Annotated in this window: 16 protein-coding genes and 1 pseudogene; 13 read left to right on the top strand and 4 right to left on the bottom strand. The window is 38.3% G+C overall.

What is annotated here, in order from left to right; translation table 11 throughout:
- The first annotated feature begins 48 nt into the window (after positions 1-48).
- The 4 genes from IQ237_RS07085 (at position 49) to IQ237_RS07075 (ending at position 4,804) form a co-directional block, all read left to right on the top strand.
- On the top strand, positions 49-2,715 hold the full coding sequence (locus IQ237_RS07085) for a type I restriction endonuclease subunit R (protein ID WP_228019805.1): 2,667 nt from the start codon (positions 49-51) through the stop codon (positions 2,713-2,715).
- 27 nt (positions 2,716-2,742) lie between these two features.
- On the top strand, positions 2,743-3,093 hold the full coding sequence (locus IQ237_RS26175) for a hypothetical protein (protein ID WP_228019802.1): 351 nt from the start codon (positions 2,743-2,745) through the stop codon (positions 3,091-3,093).
- Between the two features lie 63 nt (positions 3,094-3,156).
- On the top strand, positions 3,157-3,879 hold the full coding sequence (locus IQ237_RS07080) for a M48 family metallopeptidase (RefSeq protein WP_194053666.1): 723 nt from the start codon (positions 3,157-3,159) through the stop codon (positions 3,877-3,879).
- Positions 3,880-4,057: 178 nt separating this feature from the next.
- Entirely contained in the window at positions 4,058-4,804 is a 747-nt protein-coding gene (locus IQ237_RS07075; RefSeq protein WP_194053664.1) for an SIMPL domain-containing protein, read from the top strand.
- 142 nt (positions 4,805-4,946) lie between these two features.
- Here the strand turns inward: IQ237_RS07075 and IQ237_RS07070 are convergent, their stop codons facing one another.
- Entirely contained in the window at positions 4,947-5,309 is a 363-nt protein-coding gene (locus tag IQ237_RS07070; RefSeq protein ID WP_194053662.1) for a single-stranded DNA-binding protein, read from the bottom strand.
- Positions 5,310-5,709: 400 nt separating this feature from the next.
- Here IQ237_RS07070 and IQ237_RS07065 point away from each other — a divergent pair, with 400 nt between their 5' ends.
- From IQ237_RS07065 to ribD, 4 genes are all read left to right on the top strand, one after another.
- Entirely contained in the window at positions 5,710-6,714 is a 1,005-nt protein-coding gene (locus IQ237_RS07065; protein ID WP_194053660.1) for a rod shape-determining protein, read from the top strand.
- Positions 6,715-6,958: 244 nt separating this feature from the next.
- The gene (mreC, locus tag IQ237_RS07060) at positions 6,959-7,738 is read left to right on the top strand and encodes a rod shape-determining protein MreC (RefSeq protein ID WP_194053658.1); all 780 of its coding nucleotides are present in this window, start codon (positions 6,959-6,961) and stop codon (positions 7,736-7,738) included.
- 147 nt (positions 7,739-7,885) lie between these two features.
- Positions 7,886-8,524, top strand: coding sequence for a rod shape-determining protein MreD (mreD, locus tag IQ237_RS07055; RefSeq protein WP_194053656.1), 639 nt, complete (start codon positions 7,886-7,888; stop codon positions 8,522-8,524).
- A 175-nt stretch (positions 8,525-8,699) separates the two neighbouring features.
- Positions 8,700-9,797 (top strand): bifunctional diaminohydroxyphosphoribosylaminopyrimidine deaminase/5-amino-6-(5-phosphoribosylamino)uracil reductase RibD, encoded by a 1,098-nt coding sequence (ribD, locus tag IQ237_RS07050; RefSeq protein ID WP_228019800.1) that lies wholly within the window; start codon positions 8,700-8,702, stop codon positions 9,795-9,797.
- A gap of 59 nt (positions 9,798-9,856) precedes the next feature.
- Here the strand turns inward: ribD and IQ237_RS07045 are convergent, their stop codons facing one another.
- Positions 9,857-10,075: a hypothetical protein gene (locus IQ237_RS07045; RefSeq protein ID WP_096568007.1), complete on the bottom strand. Its 219-nt coding sequence runs from the start codon at positions 10,073-10,075 to the stop codon at positions 9,857-9,859.
- Positions 10,076-10,830: 755 nt separating this feature from the next.
- On the opposite strand from IQ237_RS07045, the gene IQ237_RS07040 reads away from it, so the two are divergent.
- From IQ237_RS07040 to ilvA, 5 genes are all read left to right on the top strand, one after another.
- Positions 10,831-11,313 (top strand): hypothetical protein, encoded by a 483-nt coding sequence (locus tag IQ237_RS07040; protein WP_194053652.1) that lies wholly within the window; start codon positions 10,831-10,833, stop codon positions 11,311-11,313.
- A gap of 82 nt (positions 11,314-11,395) precedes the next feature.
- On the top strand, positions 11,396-11,566 hold the full coding sequence (locus tag IQ237_RS07035) for a hypothetical protein (protein WP_194053650.1): 171 nt from the start codon (positions 11,396-11,398) through the stop codon (positions 11,564-11,566).
- Between the two features lie 18 nt (positions 11,567-11,584).
- Positions 11,585-12,196, top strand: a complete 612-nt coding sequence (locus IQ237_RS07030) for a cupin (RefSeq protein WP_194053648.1) — start codon at positions 11,585-11,587, stop codon at positions 12,194-12,196.
- 163 nt (positions 12,197-12,359) lie between these two features.
- Positions 12,360-12,836 carry an ArsC/Spx/MgsR family protein gene (locus tag IQ237_RS07025; protein WP_194053646.1) on the top strand — a complete coding sequence of 159 codons (477 nt, stop codon included), beginning with the start codon at positions 12,360-12,362 and terminating at the stop codon, positions 12,834-12,836.
- Between the two features lie 174 nt (positions 12,837-13,010).
- Positions 13,011-14,522: a threonine ammonia-lyase, biosynthetic gene (ilvA, locus tag IQ237_RS07020; RefSeq protein ID WP_194053644.1), complete on the top strand. Its 1,512-nt coding sequence runs from the start codon at positions 13,011-13,013 to the stop codon at positions 14,520-14,522.
- Between the two features lie 104 nt (positions 14,523-14,626).
- Here ilvA and IQ237_RS26170 read toward each other — a convergent pair.
- Positions 14,627-14,773: pseudogene (locus IQ237_RS26170) on the bottom strand (DUF2809 domain-containing protein); the annotation flags it as partial.
- Between the two features lie 63 nt (positions 14,774-14,836).
- A complete protein-coding gene (locus tag IQ237_RS26165) occupies positions 14,837-15,025 on the bottom strand; it encodes a hypothetical protein (protein ID WP_228019798.1) in 189 nt (62 codons plus the stop codon).
- Between the last annotated feature and the right edge of the window lie 180 nt (positions 15,026-15,205).

Genomic DNA, 15,205 nt, shown 5'->3' with positions numbered 1-15,205 from the left:
GCGACTCTGCGTGAGAAATAATATACTAAGAAATAAACAGTAAAAACCATGAGTAAAGTCGGACAACCAGAACGCGCAACCCAGAACCGAGTCATCGCACTACTAACCCAAAAACTAGGTTATCAATACATAGGAAACTGGTACAACCGCGCAAACAACAGCAACATAGAAACCGACTTACTCACCGCATTTTTACGAGACAGACAAAAATACCCCCCAGAACTCATCAACAAAGCACTTCACGAACTAACAAAACACACCAACAACAAAACCCAAAACCTCTACAACATCAACAAAGAAATATACACCTTGCTGCGTTACGGTATCAAAATCAAACCCGAAGCAGGGGAAAACACACAAACCCTTTACCTGATCAACTGGGAAGAACCCTTAAAAAACAGCTTTTACATTGCCGAAGAAGTCAGCATCAAAGGCGAAAACAGCAAACGACCAGATATAGTTTTATACATTAACGGCATCGCTTTAGCAGTGCTGGAACTAAAACGCAGTACCGTACCCGTTTCCGAAGCAATTCGCCAAAACCTAGATAATCAACAATCAATATTTATCAAATCCTTTTTTAACACCATACAGCTAGTCATGGCAGGTAACGACACCCAAGGACTACGCTACGGCACAATAGAAACCCCAGAAAAATATTACCTTACCTGGAAAGAAGACACCCACAGCGAAATTACAAATATCTTAGACAAACACATATTACAACTATGCGAAAAACAACGCTTTTTAGAAATCATCCACGACTTTACCCTATTTGATGGAGGTATTAAAAAAATTTGTCGCTCTCATCAATACTTAGGTATCAAAGCCGCCCAAGAATATATCAAACGTCGAGAAGGTGGTATTATCTGGCACACCCAAGGCAGCGTAAAAAGCTTAACAATGGTGTGGTTAACCAAATGGATACGAGAATATAACCCAAAAGCCAGAGTATTAATCATTACCGACCGCGAAGAACTAGACGCACAAATAGAAAGTATATTTTTAGGTGTCAACGAAAACATCTACCGCACCCAAAGCAGTCAGGATCTCATTACCCAATTACAAAATACCAAATACTCATTAATATGTTCCTTGATTCATAAATTCGGGAGAAATAGCAGTAATGACGAATCTCAAGACTACCAAGAATTTATCAAACAACTAAAACGCCACCTCCCCCAAAACTTCCAACCCCAGGGAGAATTTTATGTATTTGTCGATGAATGTCACCGCACCCAGTCCGGTAAACTACATAAAGCCATGAAACAAATATTACCCAAAGCTTTATTTATCGGTTTTACCGGAACACCATTATTAAAACAAGACAAACAGAAAAGCATCGAAGTTTTTGGGAACTATATTCATACCTATAAATTTAACGAAGCAGTAGCAGATCAAGTAGTTTTAGACTTACGTTATGAAGCTCGCAATGTAGAGCAGTATATCACCTCCCAAAGCAAAATTGACCAATGGTTTGAAAGTAAAACCAAACAATTAACAGAAACCGCCAAAGCAGAACTCAAAAAACGCTGGGGAACAATGCAAAAACTCCTCAGTTCCAAATCTCGACTAGAGATAATAGTCAAAGATATCATATTTGATTTTAGCACAAAAGACCGATTACAAAATCATAAAGGTAACGCCATTCTCGTAGCTGGAAGTATTTACGAAGCTTGTAAATATTATGAAATCTTCCAAAATGCCGGTTTTACCAAATGCGCCATAATTACATCTTATGATGGTTCACTGCAAAGCATCAAAGGAGAAACCACCGGCGAAGGAAAAACCGATAAAATTCATCAATATGAAATCTATCAAAAAATGCTCAACGGACAAAAACCAGATAAATTTGAAACCCAAGTAAAAAATGACTTTATTCACCATCCTGAAAAGATGCAATTATTAATAGTTGTGAGTAAACTGTTAACTGGTTTTGATGCACCACCCGCAACTTATTTATATATAGATAAGTCAATGCGAGATCATGATTTATTTCAAGCAGTTTGTCGAGTCAACCGTTTACATACTCCAGACAAAGAATATGGTTATATTATAGATTATAAAGACCTATTTAAAAGTTTAGAAAAATCAGTTCATGATTACACATCAGAAGCATTTAGCGAATATGATCAGGATGATATAAACGGCTTATTAACCGATAGATTAGAAAAAGGCAAAAACGACCTCGAAACCGCCAGAGAAGCCCTAAAAGCCCTTTGTGAACCCGTAAACCCGCCTTATCATACACCAGATTATATTAAATATTTTTGTGGTAATACCCAAAACCCAGAAGATTTACAAACCACCGAACCCAGAAGATTAGTATTATATAAAAGTGTAGCTGCTTTGGTAAGAAAATACGCAAATATCGCCAATGAACTAGAAACCGCAGGATATACAACTAGAGAAATATTTGATATTCAACAAGAAGTAAAACATTACCAAGTTGTCTCAGAAGAAATTAAATTGGCAAGTGGTGATAAAATAGATTTTAAAGTCTATCAAAATGATATGCGTCACCTGATAGATAGTTATATTGGTGCAGCAGAAAGTCAAATTTTAGCCAACTTTGAAAATCTGACTTTGGTAGAATTAATAGTTAATAATGGAGTGAGTGCTGTTAATAGCTTACCTCCAGGAATTAAAAATAATAAAACCGCTGTTGCAGAAACCATAGAAAACAACCTGCGGAAATTAATTATAGAACAATAACCCACCAACCCCAAATACTTTGAGAAAATGTCAACCTTGTTAAATGAACTAATAGAAAAACGCGAAAACGAAACCGCAGCATATCAAGAATACCTACAAAAAATAGTCGCCTTAGCTAAACAAATTCACCAACCGAGTACATCATCAGCATATCCTGAGAGTTTAGACACACCAGCTAAAAGATCATTATATGATAATTTAGAGCAAAATGAACAATTAGCGTTAGATATAGATGCAGCAGTGAGGAATAGTAAACAAGATAGTTGGAGAGAAAATAAAATGAAAGAGAAATTAATTAAAAACGCCATTAAGAAATATATCAAACCGGAAGATTTAGAAAGTATATTTGAGATAATAAAACAGCAAAGTGAATATTAAGGTGATTGGTAATTGGTAATTGGTAATTATTTATTCTCCTGACTCCTGACTCCTTTAAAAACTATGCAAACCTATCAAATAACCATCGGAGAATTAACCATAGATGTCGTCAGAAAAGACATTAAAAACCTACATTTAGCAGTTTATCCCCCAGATGGAAGAGTAAGAATTGCCACACCTTTACATATAAATGATGAATCTTTGCGATTATTTGTAATTGAAAAATTAGCATGGATAAAAAAACATCAAATTAAGTTTCAATATAATAATCAATCTAATTATCAAACCCAAAACACACCAGAAAAAATAGCATATTCATCAGGAGAAAATCATTATTTTCAAGGTAAAATCTATATATTAAACGTGATTGAAAAACCTGGAAATGCACAAATAGAAATTAGAAATAATACATATATTGATTTGTATATTAAACCAGGAAGTAATACAGAACAACGGCAAAAAGTCTTAAATTCTTGGTATCGTCAACAATTAAAAATACAAATTCCCCCATTAATAGCTAAATGGGAAAAAATCATAGGTGTAAATATTAACGAATGGGGAATAAAAACCATGAAAACAAAATGGGGAACTTGCAATATACAAGCTAAACGCATTTGGTTAAATTTAGAACTCGCAAAAAAACCTATTCATTGCTTAGAATATGTAGTAGTGCATGAAATTACCCACCTGTTAGAACGCACCCATAACGCTAAATTTCAAGCTTTAATGGATCAATTTATGCCAAATTGGCGAGAATATAAACAAGAATTGAATAAAAATAATTAAATAAATAATTAAATAAATAATTAAATAATTTGTTACCAAAAATGTAACCAAAGCAAACTTGTATTTAGACAGTGCCAAACTATCAACATAGCAATCCTATCAAACAATAGGAGTGAACTGTTAACCCTGAAAAGTTTACAGTGTGTATATATTGATTTTGTTGAGGAGTGTGCATTTTATGTCTAGAAATACTTTATCAGTTTCTTCCCTGCCAATCAAGAACCTGGGAAAAATACTCTATTCCACCTTATTAATATGTATGATATTTACCCTACCAGCATCAGCCGAAGAAAAAGCCAAATTATGGCGCACCTTAACCGTTAGCGGTCGCGGAGTAGAAAGAATTGCTACCACCTTATCAGAAGTTAGTTTAGGTGTAGAAGTTCAAGGAAAAACAGCCCAAGAAGTACAAAAAGAAGCCGCCCGCAGGTCATCCGCCGTGGTAGCCTTACTGAAAAGCCGGAATGTGCAGAAATTAGAAACCACAGGAGTGCGCCTAAACCCAGTTTATAGTTATACCAACAACGTCCAAAGAATTACAGGTTATGCAGCCAGCAACACCGTTAGTTTTCGCTTTCCCACCGAGCGAGTCGGTTCATTATTAGATGAAGCAGTCAAAACCGGAGCCACACAAATTAATGGTATCAGTTTTGTAGCTACAGATGAAGCTATTAGTAACGCCCAAAAACAAGCATTGAAAAAAGCTACCCAGGATGCCCAACAACAAGCCGATGCAGTTCTTGACACCTTGGGTTTTCAACCAAAAGAAATAGTGAGTATTCAAATTAATGGGGCAAGTGCGCCCCCACCACCAATGCTACAACGGGTTGAAATTGCTAAAGCAAACCTCGCAGATGCTTCTACCCCCATAGTCGGTGGTGAACAGGAAGTACAAGCATCAGTAACTTTGCAAATTAGTTATTAGGAACAGGGAACAGGGAACAGGGAACAGGGAACAGGGAACAGGGAATATTTATCTTTATTCTGACTCCTGACTCCTGACTCCTGACTCCTGACTCCTGACTCCTGACTCCTGACTCCTGACTCCTGACTCCTGACTCCTAGACCTAAAAATTATCTGGAGACATATCCCCCATACCACCATCTCCGTCGCGCTTAGAACCGAGTAAGTCTAGTTGTTCTACTTGGATGACTGGTTTTGAACGGTTAGCACCTGTTTGGCGATCGCTCCAACTATCAAATTTCAGAGAACCTTTAACCCCTATTAAACTGCCTTTACGCACATAATTACCTGCTATTTCCGCAGTTTTTCCCCACAGTTCCAAATTAAACCAGTCCGGTTGATCACTATTGCGAGTTTTTCTATTAACCGCTAAAGTTAACTCACATTTAACCTTGCCCGACTCAAAATACCTGATATTCGGATCGCCACCTACCCGTCCAACCAGAGTGACAACATTAATGCTCATCGGTCTTACCTTAGTCTTAAATTACTGTTCAACTTGAGTATGATTGTACTGATTGATTTTTGATCCTATAATAACCAATTGTAAAAACCTGGAAAATATGTTAAGTAATTAACCATAATATATATTAATTTTCCCAGATGCTTTAAAAATTACTTGTCATCATCGCCAAAATTATACGGTTATACGTAGGAACTTGAGAAGAGAGAAAACAAGATGACTGCAACAGCCATCAACATTGACAAAAATTATAGAAAAAAATAGTCTGATTTACTGGAGTCAGGCAACGAAAGATCATAAAATCCAGGAAAATTAAATCTCACACTTATCATCAAATTCTTAGCGCATATAGGGGGCATAGATACGCGTGGGTCTTTTTCGTAACTTTCGCTCATCATGGGATATGGGTATCGACCTCGGTACAGCCAACACCCTAGTTTATGTATCTGGTAAAGGAATTGTACTACAAGAACCGTCAGTAGTTGCCATTGATCAAAATGAAAAAATAGCACTAGCAGTAGGAGAAGATGCCAAAAAAATGCTCGGACGGACACCGGGTAATGTAATAGCAGTCCGCCCCCTGCGTGATGGTGTCATTGCTGATTTTGAGACGGCCGAACTGATGCTAAAAAGCTTTATCCAGCGAGTAAATGAAGGTAAGTCACTGATTTTACCACGGATAGTCATTGGTATTCCCAGCGGTGTTACAGGGGTAGAAAGACAAGCTGTAATGACTGCCGCTTCTCACGGAGCCAGGGAAGTATATTTAATTGATGAACCAGTAGCAGCAGCCATTGGTGCTGGTTTACCAGTCGCCGAACCCACCGGTAACATGATCATTGATATTGGTGGTGGGACAACAGAAGTAGCTGTACTCAGTTTACAAGGAACAGTCATCAGCGAATCAGTACGTATTGCCGGAGATGAATTAACAGACTCAATTATTCAGTATATGAAAAAAGTTCATAACCTGGTAATTGGTGAAAGAACAGCAGAAGACATCAAAATTCGCATTGGTTCTGCCTATCCTACCGACGATGATCACGATGCTATCATGGAGGTCCGCGGTTTACACCTGCTTTCTGGATTACCAAGAACAGTCACAATCAAAGGTGCAGAAATTCGAGAAAGTATGTTAGAACCATTGTCAGTAATTATAGAAGCTGTTAAACGTACACTAGAACGCACCCCCCCAGAACTAGCAGCAGATATTATTGACAGAGGAATTATGTTAGCAGGTGGGGGCGCATTACTTAAAGGAATAGATACCCTAATTAGTCATGAAACAGGTATAGTCACTCATATTGCAGCAGATCCTTTAAGTTGTGTTGTCTTGGGTACAGGTCGTGTGCTAGAAAACTTCAAGCAGCTAGAAAGAGTATTCAGCGGACACTCTCGCAATATGTAGCCAAAAGCGAAAACAAGATAATGGATTCTGTAGCTATAAAATAATATAGCCGCCATTATTTTAATATAGCAGTTAGCAGTCAGCAGTCAGCTTTTAAAACTCCTATCTGTTATACAGCAGATTGCAGAACAATGAGGTACAAAATCTAAATTGAAACCTATACACTTTCGCCAGTTTTACTCCTGACTCCTGACTTCTTAATTCTGCTCTATCTTAATAATTTATCAAATATAAACAGGCATAAATGTTTACGGCACGCCGTTGGTGGGAAAATAAGGGATTACAAATCGTTTTGTTAGCACTAGTCTTTGGTAGTGCTTGGACACTACGACAGACTCAAGGGGCGCTAGTGATGGAGATATATCTAGGTATTGCCACTCCATTAAAGACGTTGCAGCCAGGAAACACTCCTGAAAATCGCATCCGTGAAGCCAAGTTATTAGAATTGCAAACCCGGATAGTAGAGCTAGAAAGCCAAAATCAAAAACTACAAAGTTTATTGGGATACGTAGAGAAAGAACCACTTGCAAAACGCCCAATAGTAGCCAGGGTAATAGGACGCAGTGCTGGCCATTGGTGGCAGCAAGTAACCTTAAATAGTGGCACAAAAGCAGGTATTCAGAAAGGTTTTGTGGTCAAAGCAGAAGGCGGTTTAGTGGGTTTAGTAGAAAGCGTCACTCCCAATACTAGCCGTGTATTATTAGTTAGCGATCTGAAAAGTCAAGTAGGTGTCACTATTAGCCGTACATCTGCTAAAGGAGTTTTACGAGGTGATTCTTCCGGCGAAGGAGTGCTAGAGTTTTATGAAAAAGTCCCCAATGTCAAAGTTGGAGATTTAGTTTCTACCTCTACTTACAGTCAGAAATTTCCCGCTGGTGTACCAGTAGGCAGAATCAAATCTTTAGATTTAAAGAAACTCCCCACCTCAGTAGCCAAAGTTGAATTATTCCCACCAATACGCTATTTAGATTGGGTAACAGTATATCCAGGTCCAGAAAATACAGATCCGGAACAACCAAACTAATAGGTGACTGAGGAAGAGGTGATTGGTGACTGGTGACTGGGCAGGGGAAGCAGGGGAAGCAGGGGAAGATTTATAACCCAATTACCAATTACCAATTACCAATTACCAATCACCGATCACCAATTACCTGAAAAATTGAGCAAAACCATGAAAATTCCTGGATTTCCTGGCAGCACAAGCAATAAAGGAAGAAAGCCAGTCCGCAAATCCAAATCCTTAATTCCCCAACTAACAGATTGGCATCCCTGGCTACGTCAAGTCATGGATTGGACAGTGACATCTGGCTCAGTGCTGTTATGTTTATTGATGTTGCCAACTCGATTCCCAGGCATGGAATTATTGGGTATTGGACCTAACTGGTTACTGATTTGGGTAGTAGCGTGGAGTGTGAAACGCTCTATATTTGCAGGTGCATTGGCAGGTATCATTTTAGGTCTACTGCAAGATGCTTTGACAGCGCCTCACCCGTCCCATGCCATCAGTTTAGGAATTGTAGGAATTCTGAGCAGCTTAATTCAAAAGCAGCGTTTTATCCAAGAAGACTTTATTTCTATTGCTTTAATCGTCTTTGGCATGGCGGTGGTGTCAAATACTATTTTGGCATTGCAATTTTCTTTCATGGGTGGTAGCTGTGGTGCAGAATGTTTCCGCAAAGCGGAAGACATCTGGATATATTACCAACGTGTGGCCTTAGCTTCTGCTATTCTTAGTAGTCTATGGGCTCCTGTGCTTTATTACCCTCTCAATCGTTGGTGGCAAAAAATGAAATTAATTCATAATTCATAATTCATAAAACAGGGAACAGGAGGCAGGAGTTTTTTTATTTTGGATTTTGGATTTTGGATTGTTTTTGTTAACTCCAATCTAAAATCTAAAATCTAAAATCTAAAATTTTTCCCAGTACCCAGTCACCAGTCACCAGTCCCCAATCACCTCTTCCCCAGTCACAATGTCCTCAAATATGGTAAGTAGTGAATTTGATTCCCTGATGATGCAACGGTGTTTGCAATTAGCCCGGCGTGCTTTGGGACGCACTTCACCAAATCCATTGGTGGGGGCAGTGGTTGTCAAAGATGGGGAAATTGTCGGGGAAGGTTTTCATCCCCGTGCAGGTGAACCTCATGCCGAAGTTTTTGCCCTCCGAGCCGCAGGAGAAAAAGCTCGTGGCGCTACAATTTATGTCAGCCTCGAACCCTGTAACCATTACGGACGCACTCCTCCCTGTTCCGAAGGCTTAATCAAAGCTGGTGTATCTAAGGTAGTTGTGGGTATGGTCGATCCTAACCCTTTGGTAGCAGGAGGTGGTATTGCTCGTTTACGTGATGCGGGAATAGAAGTAGTCGTAGGGGTGGAAGAAGAAGCTTGTCAAAAACTAAATGAAGGTTTTATCCATCGCATTCTCCACAAACGTCCTTTAGGCATTTTGAAATATGCTATGACCCTGGATGGCAAAATTGCTACTAATTCTGGTCATAGTGCTTGGATCACAAATCCCGATGCCCGCAGCGAAGTACATCAACTCAGGGCAGCTTGTGATGCTGTCATTGTCGGTGGTAATACCGTTAGACAGGATAATCCTTATTTAACAACTCGTCAGCAAGAAGGACATAATCCTTTGCGGGTGGTGATGAGTCGCAGTTTGAATTTGCCAGAAAATGCCCGTCTGTGGGAAGTGGCGGAAGCTCATACTTTGGTGTTAACAGCAGTGGGCAGTTCCCCAGATTTTCAACAGATGTTGCTTAACAGGGGTGTGGAAGTGGTGGAATTTCCCTTGCTCACACCAGATCATGTTATGGCTTATCTATATGAGCGTGGTTTTTGCAGCGTATTATGGGAATGCGGAGGAACTTTAGCCGCAAGTGCGATCGCTCAAAATGCAGTCCAAAAAATTCTGGCTTTTATCGCTCCTAAAATCATTGGTGGTCGTCATGCTCCTACACCCGTAGGTGATTTAGGTTTTACTTCTATGACAGAAGCTATACCCCTAGAAAGAGTTAATTGGCGTGTCGTCGGTTCTGACTGTTTAGTTGAAGGTTATTTACCACAAAAAAGTCAGTAGTCATTAGTTATTAGTCATTGGTTATTAGTCATTGGTTATTTTTCCCAATCACCAATACCCTATGACTGTTGACGTTCATAAGCAAGATCACGGATAAGACTGAGCCGAGCGCGGATGTAGTCACAAAGAAAATCTATTTCATGGGGATCTAATAGGGCTTGTTTTGTGGTCTGTTTGACTAACCACTGTACCAAGCTGGCATCGTCCAGCTGCAAAAGAGTTACAGTTTGAGCAGCTTCAACTATAGACCAAAGCTGACGCATAATTGTAGGAGTCATTAGACCTCTATTTAATTATTTAGCTTAGTTTTTTCCAGATTACACAATTTCGATATGAGCTGAATGAATAAATGTACAAGTTGAGATAACTATTATTAAAGGCTTAACAAACTGATTTATATCTTGATAAAGTTTAAAAAATATTAATTATCAAAAATTAACTTTACAATAGTTTACCTAACTTAGATAAGCTTTATAGCAGAAGTGTTGAATGTTAAGATTTTGAGGATATTGTCCAATTTGTGCATTGGTATCAGTGATACCAAATTTGAGCAATTAATGACTCTATTCTCAATAGAGAATAGGTTTTACCTGGGTAAAACGCCAAGATTGTAAAGTTTTATTGCAGGATTCAACACTTGTGGGTGTACCTCATGAGACTGGGAAACGCTATATAGGGTTTGCTGAATAAAGCGCAACCCTTTATAAATCAAAGGTTTGAGGTTGATAAAGAGGAAAAAAGTGCAAGACTTTTGAAGGGTATACCTGAAAAACCGTGCATTTTGAAACCAAGAAATCCCAAAATGGGGGGATGACAGATAGCTAAAACTGTTCCCTGTTCCCTGTTAAGAGTTCCCTGCCTCCACGAAAAGACTTTCTCAGCAACCCCTATATATAGATATTTAGATAATATAAAATTTTACATAATTACTTCTAGTCCATGCTATAAAATAACTTAGAGTGGGAATTGGGAATTGGTAAATTTAATCCTGAAAATCCTGATTCTGACAATCAATTTATATTTTTGAAATCTTATGCAAACCAAAAACAAATTCTCCTGGCTTGATGTATCTGATGAAGTCAAAGAACTATTAATATTAGCCGCAAAAACATGGGAAAATACAGAAGAATCAGCAAAATATATGCAGCAAGCTTTAGCTAAAACCGGAGAAAATACAGATATTTTAGTTGCAGCTTACAGATATTTTTATTACAAAAATAATTATAGTTTAGCACTGACAACAGCCGAAAAAATAATTGCTAAAATAAAAGAAATAGAGAATTTACCTGATAATTGGGAAGAACTGCAACCGATACTAAAACTAAGAAAAGAAGAACCCAATATCAGATTATTCTTAAATGCTTATGCTGCTTCTGGTTTAGTTGTAGCTAAACTAGGAAAGTTAGAAGAAGCTAAAGAAATCAGTACCAAAATTCAAGGTATTGATAATAAAAATGATTTTGGTGCTAGTATTCTTTTCGACATTTTAACCCGTCCCCCAGAAGAAGATGAATAATTTGTAATTCTTAGGGAACAGGGAACAGAATATTTGACTTTTAAATTAATTCTCCCTAGTCACCAATCACCAATCACTAACTATGAACACTTGGTTTTCTGTAAAAATTCCCTATTTCAACTTATCCGCATCTAGCAATAATACCATTATTTTACCAGGACAACCGGAAAATCCTCCAATTCCTGAAATTAGAAATCCTCAAGCTAATCCTCCTATGGTTTTTTTACCTAAATATTCACAGTTTACACTCTAGATTTATACGATATAAATTATGCAAGGTCAGGATTGGTTTATCTCTGGAGATGGAAAACATCAAATTTGTAAATCCGCGAGAGACTGGGATTTATTACGTGATAATTATCGCCTTTATCGCTTTCTTACAGAAGTAGAAGATGTTCTCAATCAAGTTGAGGATGAATCAACTTGTCTTCCTCAACTGAGAATGTTAGTGAGGCGATTAATGATTAATTCCTATTGGGTACAAAGTCAAGTTTTAGAACCAGATCCGAAAACCGGAACATCAGTTTTATTATTATACGATGAATTGGGTTTTCCCTTAACATTGCAAACAGTCACATTTGCACCAGGAACAACTTCTAATATTCATAATCATGGAACTTGGGGAATAGTTGCTATTTTAAAAGGTCAGGAAAAAAACACATTTTGGCGACGTAATCCCACAGATGAATTTCCTGATAAAATTGAAAAAGTGGGAGAACTAAATTTACAACCTGGTGATTTAATTAGTTTTACACCTGAGACAATACATCAAGTTCAAGCTGTGGGTAATGAACCTACGGTTACATTTAATATTTATGGTGAAACCGATCCTAAAGAAAGATTTGAATTTTATGTAACTAATCACCTTGCTAAAAAATTCTAATTTTTTTAAATTGTAGTGGCAAAAAGAGAAATAACATATTATTTTGATAAATATAGAATCCTGAATGAATGATTTATTTTTTCATCTGCGTTTATCTGTGTTCATCTGCGTTTCATGATTTCCCATCCAAAAATCAAACTTGAAACCTATAGGAGAAACAACAATGGCCAGAGTAATTTTCTATGAAAAACCAGGCTGTAAAAACAACACCAGACAGAAAGTATTACTCACAGCAGCAGGTCATCAAGTGATAGCATATAGCTTATTAACAGAACCTTGGACAAAAGAAAGATTAAAATCATTTTTTGGCGATCGCCCCGTGATTGAATGGTTCAACAAAGCTGCACCTAGCATAAAATCAGGAGAGGTAAACCCGGAAAATGTTGACGCAGAAACCGCTTTAATGATGATGTTGAGAGATCCCCTATTGATCCGTCGTCCTTTATTAGAAGTAGGGGAACAAAGAGAAGTAGGTTTTGATGTGGAAAAAATCGACGCATGGATAGGTTTAAAACCCGTGGATGAGTCTTTTAAACAAATGAGTGAAAATTTAATGCAGCAAGACTTACAAGGTTGCGCTCATGGAAATAATCACGAACACCACCATCATGGGGAAGGTAGTTGTAAAAATCACGGTTAATGATGGAAATTTTTGTAGAAACCCATCAACCAGGGTAATGTGATATCCAATAACTCTAATAATGCCGGAATTGCTGTAATCTCAGAGGTGCGAAACCATTTTCCAAACCCATCCCCCCAACTACCCAACAAGCGGTAAAATTAACAATCCAACCCCACATTGCATCTATAGCCCATGTATTGCGACTACCTGGTACAAATCCTTACAGCCCGCGTTTACGATGTAGCCCAGGAAACACCACTGGAATATGCACCCAACCTCTCGAACCGCATCAACAACAAACTGCTACTAAAGCGTGAAGATATGCAGTCTGTCTTCTCCTTCAAACTGCGGGGTGCATATAACAAAATGGCTAACCTGCCCCCAGACTTACTCAAACAAGGTGTAATTGCTGCATCCGCCGGCAACCATGCCCAAGGTGTGGCCTTATCTGCTAGTCGCTTAGGTACAAAAGCTATTATTGTTATGCCCGTTACCACTCCCCAAGTAAAAATTAACGCCGTCAAAGCACGGGGGGGAGAGGTGGTTTTATATGGAAATACCTATGATGACGCTTACGCCCACGCCCGTCAATTAGAGGCGGAAAAAGGGTTAACCTTTATACATCCCTTTGATGATCCTGATGTCATCGCAGGCCAGGGAACTATCGGTATGGAAATTCTCCGCCAATATCAACAACCTATTCACGCCATTTTCGTCGCTATTGGTGGCGGTGGTTTAATTGCTGGTATCGCTGCTTACGTGAAACGCTTGCGTCCCGAAATCAAAATTATCGGTGTCGAACCGGTAGACGCTGATGCTATGTCTCAATCTCTCAAAGCCGGTCATCGTGTACGCTTGTCTCAGGTGGGTTTGTTTGCTGATGGGGTAGCGGTGCGGGAAGTGGGAGAAGAAACCTTTCGCTTGTGTCAGCAATATGTAGATGAAATTATTTTGGTGGATACCGATGCTACCTGTGCAGCGATCAAAGATGTTTTTGAAGATACCCGTTCTATTTTAGAACCTGCGGGAGCATTGGCTGTAGCTGCTGCTAAAGTTTATGCAGAACGAGAACAAATACAAGGGGAAAACCTGGTTGCTGTGGCTTGCGGTGCTAACATGAACTTTGATCGCTTGCGTTTCGTGGCAGAAAGGGCAGAATTTGGAGAACGTCGAGAAGCGATTTTTGCGGTGAATATTCCTGAAAAACCGGGAAGTCTGCGTCAGTTTTGTGAATGTTTAGGCGATCGCAATTTAACAGAATTTAATTATCGCATTGCCGATACCAAAGAAGCTCATATATTTGTGGGTGTGCAAATTGAAAACCGCGCCGATGCAGCGAAAATAGTAGAAAAGTTTGAAGCTAATGGTTTAAAAACTATTGATTTAACAGATGATGAATTAACAAAATTACATTTACGGCACATGGTAGGGGGACATTCTAGCCTTGCTGATCATGAATTATTATATCGGTTTGAATTTCCTGAACGTCCTGGTGCGTTGATGAAATTTGTGGGTTCTATGTCTCCTGATTGGAATATTAGCTTATTTCATTATCGCAATAATGGGGCAGATTATGGGCGAATTGTGGTAGGAATGCAAGTTCCACCCCATGAAATGAATCAATGGCAGGAGTTTCTTGATTCTTTGGGTTATTGTTATTGGGATGAAAGTCAAAATCCTGCTTATAAGTTGTTTTTGGGTTAGTTTATTTTATATCTCACGCAAAGACGCAAAGACGCAAAGGAAGAAAGGAAGGGAAAGAAGTAATAAGAAAATTCTTGTGGGGTGGGCATCTTGCCCGCCATTTTTTACTTTTTATTTACCTGAATTAACAATTTTAATCCTAGCAATCCTAAACCACTACCAATAAAATAATAGGTAAAGTCTGCCCAATTAAATACGTTTCCTAATACCATTTTTCCCCACCAAAATGAAGGTAAATAATCTAAAAATGGGGGATGCCATAATTACAAGAATTTTATGAAACAAGTAATTGCTAATACCCATAATGGAATTTGCTAAACTGCGCGACGGGTGGGAATAAATAGAAATGCCAATAAACACCAAAATATCACATAAAAAACACCTCCTACCTCTTGATTTAACCAAGAAACAGAATAACGGTATTTACTGTATAAAAGTCCTGTAATGAGAATAATGATTAAAGAAATAAAAGTGCGTAAACGAATAGTTTTCAGATTTTGCACGACTACTTAAAATTTTAATGAAACAATTGTCAATTGTCAATTATCAATTATCAATTGATAAAAAAGGCTTGGTTTTTTTACCAAACCTTGTTTTACAGAAGTGAAAGACTCTATTGAATTTAACCATTTATGAACTTGATAATTTATCTATCTTCAGAGTTAATTTATATTTTTTATCCA

It is taken from the genome of Sphaerospermopsis sp. LEGE 08334 (assembly GCF_015207205.1).
Lineage (GTDB): Bacteria > Cyanobacteriota > Cyanobacteriia > Cyanobacteriales > Nostocaceae > Sphaerospermopsis.
This window is presented reverse-complemented; position numbering and strand designations above follow the sequence as displayed.